Annotated in this window: 6 protein-coding genes; 5 read left to right on the forward strand and 1 reads right to left on the reverse strand. The window is 69.9% G+C overall.

Annotation, left to right across the window (positions count from 1 at the left end; genetic code table 11):
* Nucleotides 1-508: DNA-formamidopyrimidine glycosylase family protein (locus BGN95_RS26255; RefSeq protein WP_502688358.1), on the reverse strand; the 508-nt coding region annotated here is incomplete at its 3' end.
* 192 nt (nucleotides 509-700) lie between these two features.
* Here BGN95_RS26255 and BGN95_RS26260 point away from each other — a divergent pair.
* The 5 genes from BGN95_RS26260 (at nucleotide 701) to dut (ending at nucleotide 5,815) form a co-directional block, all read left to right on the forward strand.
* Nucleotides 701-1,432, forward strand: coding sequence for a class I SAM-dependent methyltransferase (locus BGN95_RS26260; protein ID WP_286774530.1), 732 nt, complete (start codon nucleotides 701-703; stop codon nucleotides 1,430-1,432).
* A complete protein-coding gene (gene ubiB, locus BGN95_RS26265) occupies nucleotides 1,429-2,970 on the forward strand; it encodes a 2-polyprenylphenol 6-hydroxylase (protein WP_265269769.1) in 1,542 nt (513 codons plus the stop codon). Before BGN95_RS26260 ends, ubiB begins: the two co-directional genes overlap by 4 nt.
* Nucleotides 2,967-4,073: a glycosyltransferase family protein gene (locus tag BGN95_RS26270; RefSeq protein ID WP_286774531.1), complete on the forward strand. Its 1,107-nt coding sequence runs from the start codon at nucleotides 2,967-2,969 to the stop codon at nucleotides 4,071-4,073. Before ubiB ends, BGN95_RS26270 begins: the two co-directional genes overlap by 4 nt.
* A gap of 10 nt (nucleotides 4,074-4,083) precedes the next feature.
* Nucleotides 4,084-5,274 carry a bifunctional phosphopantothenoylcysteine decarboxylase/phosphopantothenate--cysteine ligase CoaBC gene (gene coaBC, locus BGN95_RS26275; protein WP_286774532.1) on the forward strand — a complete coding sequence of 397 codons (1,191 nt, stop codon included), beginning with the start codon at nucleotides 4,084-4,086 and terminating at the stop codon, nucleotides 5,272-5,274.
* 94 nt (nucleotides 5,275-5,368) lie between these two features.
* Nucleotides 5,369-5,815 (forward strand): dUTP diphosphatase, encoded by a 447-nt coding sequence (gene dut / locus BGN95_RS26280; RefSeq protein ID WP_265269909.1) that lies wholly within the window; start codon nucleotides 5,369-5,371, stop codon nucleotides 5,813-5,815.
* The last annotated feature ends 170 nt before the right edge of the window (nucleotides 5,816-5,985 follow it).

A 5,985-nucleotide genomic window follows, 5' to 3' on the forward strand; every position in this document is an offset into this window, starting at 1 on the left:
CGAGCCCCGCGACGATCCGCTGGTCGAGCAGCATCAGCTTGATCGACGCGCGCCGCCCCGCGAGCGCCTTGTGCAGCCCAGCGCCGGTCAGGCCCGGGCCGAGCGGTTCCGGCCCCAGCGCCGCGAAGGCAGGGAATTCGGCCAATGCGTCGCTCGGCCACAGATCGACCGAGCCGAATCGACGCGGATCGTTGAGCGCGATGCGCCGCCCCGCGCCGGTATCGATCAGCAGATGATCGTGCGGCAGCAATTCGCCCGGGTCGATCCGCCACCGCCCCGACATGCCGAGATGGAAGATCAAGGTATCGCCGCGATCGGTGTCGATCAGGCCATATTTGGCGCGGCGCCCGAGCGCGACGACCCGCGTGCCCGTCATCCGCTGGCGCAGATCGACCGGGAACGGGCGGCGCAGGTCGGCGCGGCGCGTTTCGATCGCGGCGATCGTCGCGCCCTCCAGCACCGGCGCGAGCCCGCGGACGGTGGTTTCGACTTCGGGAAGCTCGGGCATGGTTCTCGCTTGCCTCTTGGCATCATGCCGGGCTCGACCCGGCATCCAGAGCCACACAGGCCATCGCTCGTTGCGCTGGATGCCGGATCAAGTCCGGCATGACGATGAATGGGATAGCGGGGATGCCGCCGCCCGCCGGGAATGTCGATCGACCCTAGCCCGCGCGCCCCGCCCCCGCTAGGGCTGCGTCGCATGAGCGAAACCGTCTCCTTTGGCTATGAAGAAGTATCGCCGGCGGAAAAGACCGCCCGCGTCGGCGGGGTCTTTGCCAGCGTCGCCAGCCGCTACGATCTGATGAACGACGCGATGTCCGCAGGGATGCACCGGCTGTGGAAGGATCGCTTCGTCCGCCGCGTGAAACCGCGCGCGGGCGAGCAGATCCTCGACATGGCGGGCGGCACCGGCGACATCGCCTTCCGCCTCCAGCGCGCCGGGGCGAGCGTCACGGTGGCGGACATCAACCCGGCGATGCTCGAAGTCGGGATCGAGCGCGCGCAGCAGCGCGGGATCGACGATCTCGTCTGGACCGAGGCCAATGCCGAGACGCTGGCCTTCCCCGATCGTTTCTTCGACGGCTATACGATCGCCTTCGGCATCCGCAACGTCACCGATATTCCGAAGGCGCTGCGCGAGGCGCATCGCGTGCTGCGGCGCGGCGGGCGCTTCTTCTGCCTCGAATTCTCGACCACGCAATGGCCGGGGTTCCGCGAGGTCTATGACGCTTATTCGCACCATCTGGTGCCGCGCATCGGCGCCGCGCTGGCGCATGATCGCGACAGCTATCGCTACCTGATCGAATCGATCCGCCGCTTCCCGGACATGCCCGCGTTCGAGGCGATGATCCGCGACGCCGGCTTCGTCCAGACCAAGGTCGAGCCGCTGCTCGGCGGGCTGGTGGCGATCCATAGCGGCTGGAAGATTTGACCTCCGCGCTCGTTCATAGCTGGCGGCTCCTCAAATGGGGCCGGATTCTCGCGCGCCACGGGGCGCTGCGCGGGATCGAACGCGACGCGAATACCCCGCCGCGGCTGCGCCACCTGCTGCGCATCGCGCGGTTCGGCGCGCGCACCCCGGCGGTGCCGCGCTATGCCGATGCATTCCAGGCGATCGGCCCCGCCGCGATCAAGCTCGGCCAGACGCTCGCGACGCGCCCCGATCTGATCGGCGAGGCCGCGGCGCACGATCTGCTGCGGCTGCAGGATGCGGTGCCGCCGGTGCCGTTCGCGGAAATTCGCCCGATCTTGCGCGCGAGCCTCGGCCGCCCGCTCGAGGAATTGTTCCAGAGCATCGAGGAGGCGCCGGTCGGCGCCGCCTCGATCGCGCAGGTCCACCGCGCGGTGACGACCGACGGACGGCAGGTCGCGGTCAAGGTGCTGCGGCCGGGGGTCGAGGACGAATTCGCCCGTGCGATCGAGACCTATGAATGGGCCGCGGCGCAGGTCGAGCCGATGGGCGGCGAAATCGCGCGGCTCCAGCCGAGATTGGTGATCGAGACCTTCAAGCGCTGGACGGCGCGCGAGCTCGATCTGCGGCGCGAGGCGGCCTCGGCCTCCGAACTTGCCGAGGGGATGACCGCCGAGCCGGGCTATATCGTCCCGACGGTCGACTGGCAGCGCACCACCGGCAAGGTGCTGACGATCGAATGGATCGACGGCATCAAGCTCACCGATCGCGCCGCGCTGCTCGAAGCGGGCTTCGATCCGCCGGTGCTGGCGCGCACCCTGGTTCACGCCTTTCTGCGGCAGGCGATCGCCGAGGGCTTCTTCCATGCCGACATGCATCAGGGGAATCTGTTCGCCGTCCCCGGCAATCGCATCGCGGCGATCGATTTCGGCATCATGGGCCGGATCGACCGCCGCGCACGGATCTGGCTGGCGGAGATTCTCTACGGGCTGATCACCGGCAATTACCGCCGCGTCGCCGAGATCCACTTCGAGGCCGGCTATGTCCCGCCGCACCACAATGTCGCCGAGTTCGCCACCGCGTTGCGCGCGGTGGGCGAACCAATGCGCGGCCTGCCGGTGAAGGAAATGTCGATCGGGATGATGCTCGACGGGCTGTTCTCGATCACCCGCGATTTCGACATGGCGACCCAGCCGCATCTTTTGTTGCTCCAGAAGACGATGGTGATGGTCGAGGGCGTGGCGACCAGCCTCGATCCCGATATCAATATGTGGGACACCGCCGGACCGGTGGTGGAGGAATGGATCCGCACCGAGCTGGGGCCGGAAGCCGCGATCGCCGACCGGCTGATCGGCGATTTCCGCACGCTGGCGCGCCTCCCCGAGCTGGTCCGCCGCATCGAGGAGCGTTTTCCCGCACCCGGCGGCGCCCCCCCTGCCCCGCCGCTGCGCGATATCGAGGTGGTGCGGATCGGCGGCGGCTGGCGCTATGCCGCGGTGGCGCTGGTCGCGGCGGTCGCCGGAGCGGGCGCGGCACTGCTCGCGCTGCATTGGTGGTGAGTCGCTTCGCGCCGATCTGGCTCGCCGCGCCGTCGCGCTATGCCGGCTGGCCCACCGCACGGGCACGCGGCGCGCTGATCGTCCTGCTGTTGTTGATCGCCGCCTTCACGATCCAGCCGTGGCGCGGCGCGGCGGCGCCGGACAATGCGCGCCACGACAGCAGCTCGCTCGACGTCGCGCTCTATGACGTGATCGTCGGCGATATGCGGCACGGCGACGATTATTATCAGGCGGCAGCCCGCGAGATGCGCGCGCGGAGCTACCCGCTGCGCCCGTTCGTCACCGTCCGCTTGCCGACGCTGGCGCGGGTCAGGGCGGCGATGCCCGAATGGGGCGCGGTCCTGCTGCTATGGGGGCTGGTCGCCGCGACCGCGGCGGCGTGGCTGTCGCGGCTCGGCGAGTTCCTCCCCGCACGCGCGCCGCACATCATTGCGGGGCTGCTGCTCGCCGGCGGGTTGATCGCAGCGCTCCAGCCCGCGCTCGTCGCCTTTCACGAGATCTGGGCGGCGCTGCTGATCGCCTGGTCGCTCGCCGAGCGGCGCGCAGGGCGCTGGATCACCGCCGTCGCGCTGGCGACGAGCGCGATGCTGATTCGCGAGACCGCCGCACTATATGTGCTGGTGATGGCCGGCTTTGCATTGTTCGGCGGACACCGCCGCGAAACCTCGGGCTGGTGCCTGTCGTTGCTCGTGCTCGCGGCAGTGGTCGCATTCCATGCGCTCGCAGTGTCGCGAGTCACCGGGCCGCTCGACCTTGCGTCGGACGGCTGGAGCGGCCTCAACGGCGCGTGGTTCTACGCAATGACGCTGAAGCACGCGACGATCCTGGAGGTTTTCCCGTTCGCCGTCGCCGCGCCGGTGATCGCGCTGGCGCTGTTCGGCTGGACGGTGCCCGATCATCCGCTGGCGTCGCGCGTCGCGGCGATGCTGATCGCTTATGGCGTGCTGATCGGCTGTTTCGCGCGGCTCAACAATTTCTACTGGGGGCTGCTCGCCGCGCCGGTGCTGCTCGTCGGGTTGGCGTTCGTTCCCGACGGCCTGCGCGACCTGATCGCCGCCGCGCGTAACACGCGCCGCATCACGGTGACCCGGGTGGTCCGATAGGAATGGGAAGATGAAGCGCATCCTGTTGATCGTCGGCGGCGGGATCGCCGCCTATAAAGCGTGCGAGCTGGTGCGGCTGTTGCGCAAGGCCGGCCACCGCGTCCGCTGCGTGCTGACCGAAAGCGGCGCGCATTTCGTGACCCCGATGACGCTCGCGGCTTTGTCGGAGGACAAGGTCTATACGACCTTGTGGGACCTCAAGGACGAGGCGGAGATGGGGCATATCCAGCTCAGCCGCGAGGCCGATCTGGTGGTCGTCGCGCCCGCCACCGCCGATCTGCTCGCGCGGATGGCGGCAGGAATCGCCGACGATCTCGCCACCACCTTGCTGCTCGCCACCGACAAGCCGGTGCTGGCGGCGCCGGCGATGAATGTGCGCATGTGGCAGCACGCGGCGACCCGCCGCAACGTCGCCCAATTGCGCGCCGACGGGGTGACCGTGCTCGAACCCGATGAAGGCGCGATGGCGTGCGGCGAATATGGCCCCGGCCGGCTGCCCGAGCCGCCGGCGATCTTCGCCGCGATCGAGGCCGCGCTTGCCGCGCGCGATGCGCCCGCGCCGCTCGCCGGCAAGCATGTCCTGATCACCGCCGGGCCGACCCACGAGCCGATCGATCCGGTGCGCTACATCGCCAATCGCAGCTCCGGGAAACAGGGGTTCGCGATCGCCGGCGCGCTCGCCCGGCTCGGCGCGCGGGTGACGCTGGTCGCCGGCCCGGTCGCGCTGCCGACCCCCCTCGGGGTGACCCGCGTCGATGTCGAGACGGCGCGCGAGATGGCGGCGGCGGTCGATGCGGCGCTCCCGGCGGACGCCGCGGTGATGGTCGCCGCGGTGGCGGACTGGCGCGCGAAGGGCGCCGCGCCGCAGAAGATCAAGAAGGACGGCAGCGGTGGCACCCCGACGCTGCGGCTGGCGGAGAACCCCGACATATTGGCGACGCTGGCGAAGGGCGACCACCGCCCCCGCCTCGTCATCGGCTTCGCCGCCGAAACCGAGCAGGTGATCGATCACGCCACCGCCAAGCGCGCGCGCAAGGGCGCGGACTGGATCGTCGCCAACGACGTATCGGGCGACGTGATGGGCGGCGACGCCAATACGATCCATATCGTCACCGCCGACGGGGTCGAAAGCTGGGAGAAATTGCCCAAGGACGCGGTCGCCGATCGGCTGGCGACGCGGATCGCGGACGCCTTGGACTAAGACCGCCCCGTCTCCCGGGATCGCCCCGCTGATTGTCGACGGCTTACGTCGGCCCCGCTAGCGCGTTGCAATGGCCGCGCTATATGATGCGACGATGCTCGAACCGATCTCGATCAAGTTGAAGCGCCTGCCGCACGGCGAAGGTCTGCCGCTCCCCGTCTACGCGACCGCCGGCGCGGCGGGAATGGATGTGGTGGCGGCGGAAGACGTGACGCTCGCCCCCGGCGCGCGCCACGCCGTCGCGACCGGCTTCGCGCTTGCCATTCCGGCGGGCTATGAGGTGCAGGTGCGCCCGCGCTCGGGCCTTGCGCTCAATCACGGCGTCACCTGCCTCAACACCCCCGGCACGATCGACAGCGACTATCGCGGCGAGGTGAAGGTGATCCTCGCCAATCTCGGCGACGCGGCATTCGCGGTAACGCGCGGCCAGCGAATCGCGCAGCTCGTCCCTGCCCTCGTGCAACGCGCCACGCTGGCGGAGGTCGCGACGCTGGACGATACGACGCGCGGCGCCGGCGGGTTCGGGTCGACCGGCTTGTGATCCTGCTCGCCGCCCTTCTTCTGCAACTTCAAGCGCCACCGGCGCCGGCGCCCGCCCCGGTCATCGCGCCGCCGCCCGCCGACTGGACGCAGCTGCCCGATCTGCCGCTGGCCCGCCACTGGCCGAGCGGCGCGAGCCTGTCGCCGTTCGTGCAGGCCGAAGTCGCGGCG

It is taken from the genome of Sphingomonas sp. 66-10, from assembly GCF_001897045.1.
In the GTDB taxonomy this organism is placed as follows: Bacteria; Pseudomonadota; Alphaproteobacteria; order Sphingomonadales; family Sphingomonadaceae; genus Sphingomonas; species Sphingomonas lycopersici.

Excerpts from the sequence above, each read along its gene's own strand:
- coaBC (WP_286774532.1), top strand. The coding sequence starts at position 4,084 with ATGAAGCGCATCCTGTTGATCGTCGGCGGCGGGATCGCCGCCTATAAA.
- dut (WP_265269909.1), top strand. The coding sequence starts at position 5,369 with ATGCTCGAACCGATCTCGATCAAGTTGAAGCGCCTGCCGCACGGCGAA.
- BGN95_RS26260 (WP_286774530.1), top strand. The coding sequence starts at position 701 with ATGAGCGAAACCGTCTCCTTTGGCTATGAAGAAGTATCGCCGGCGGAA.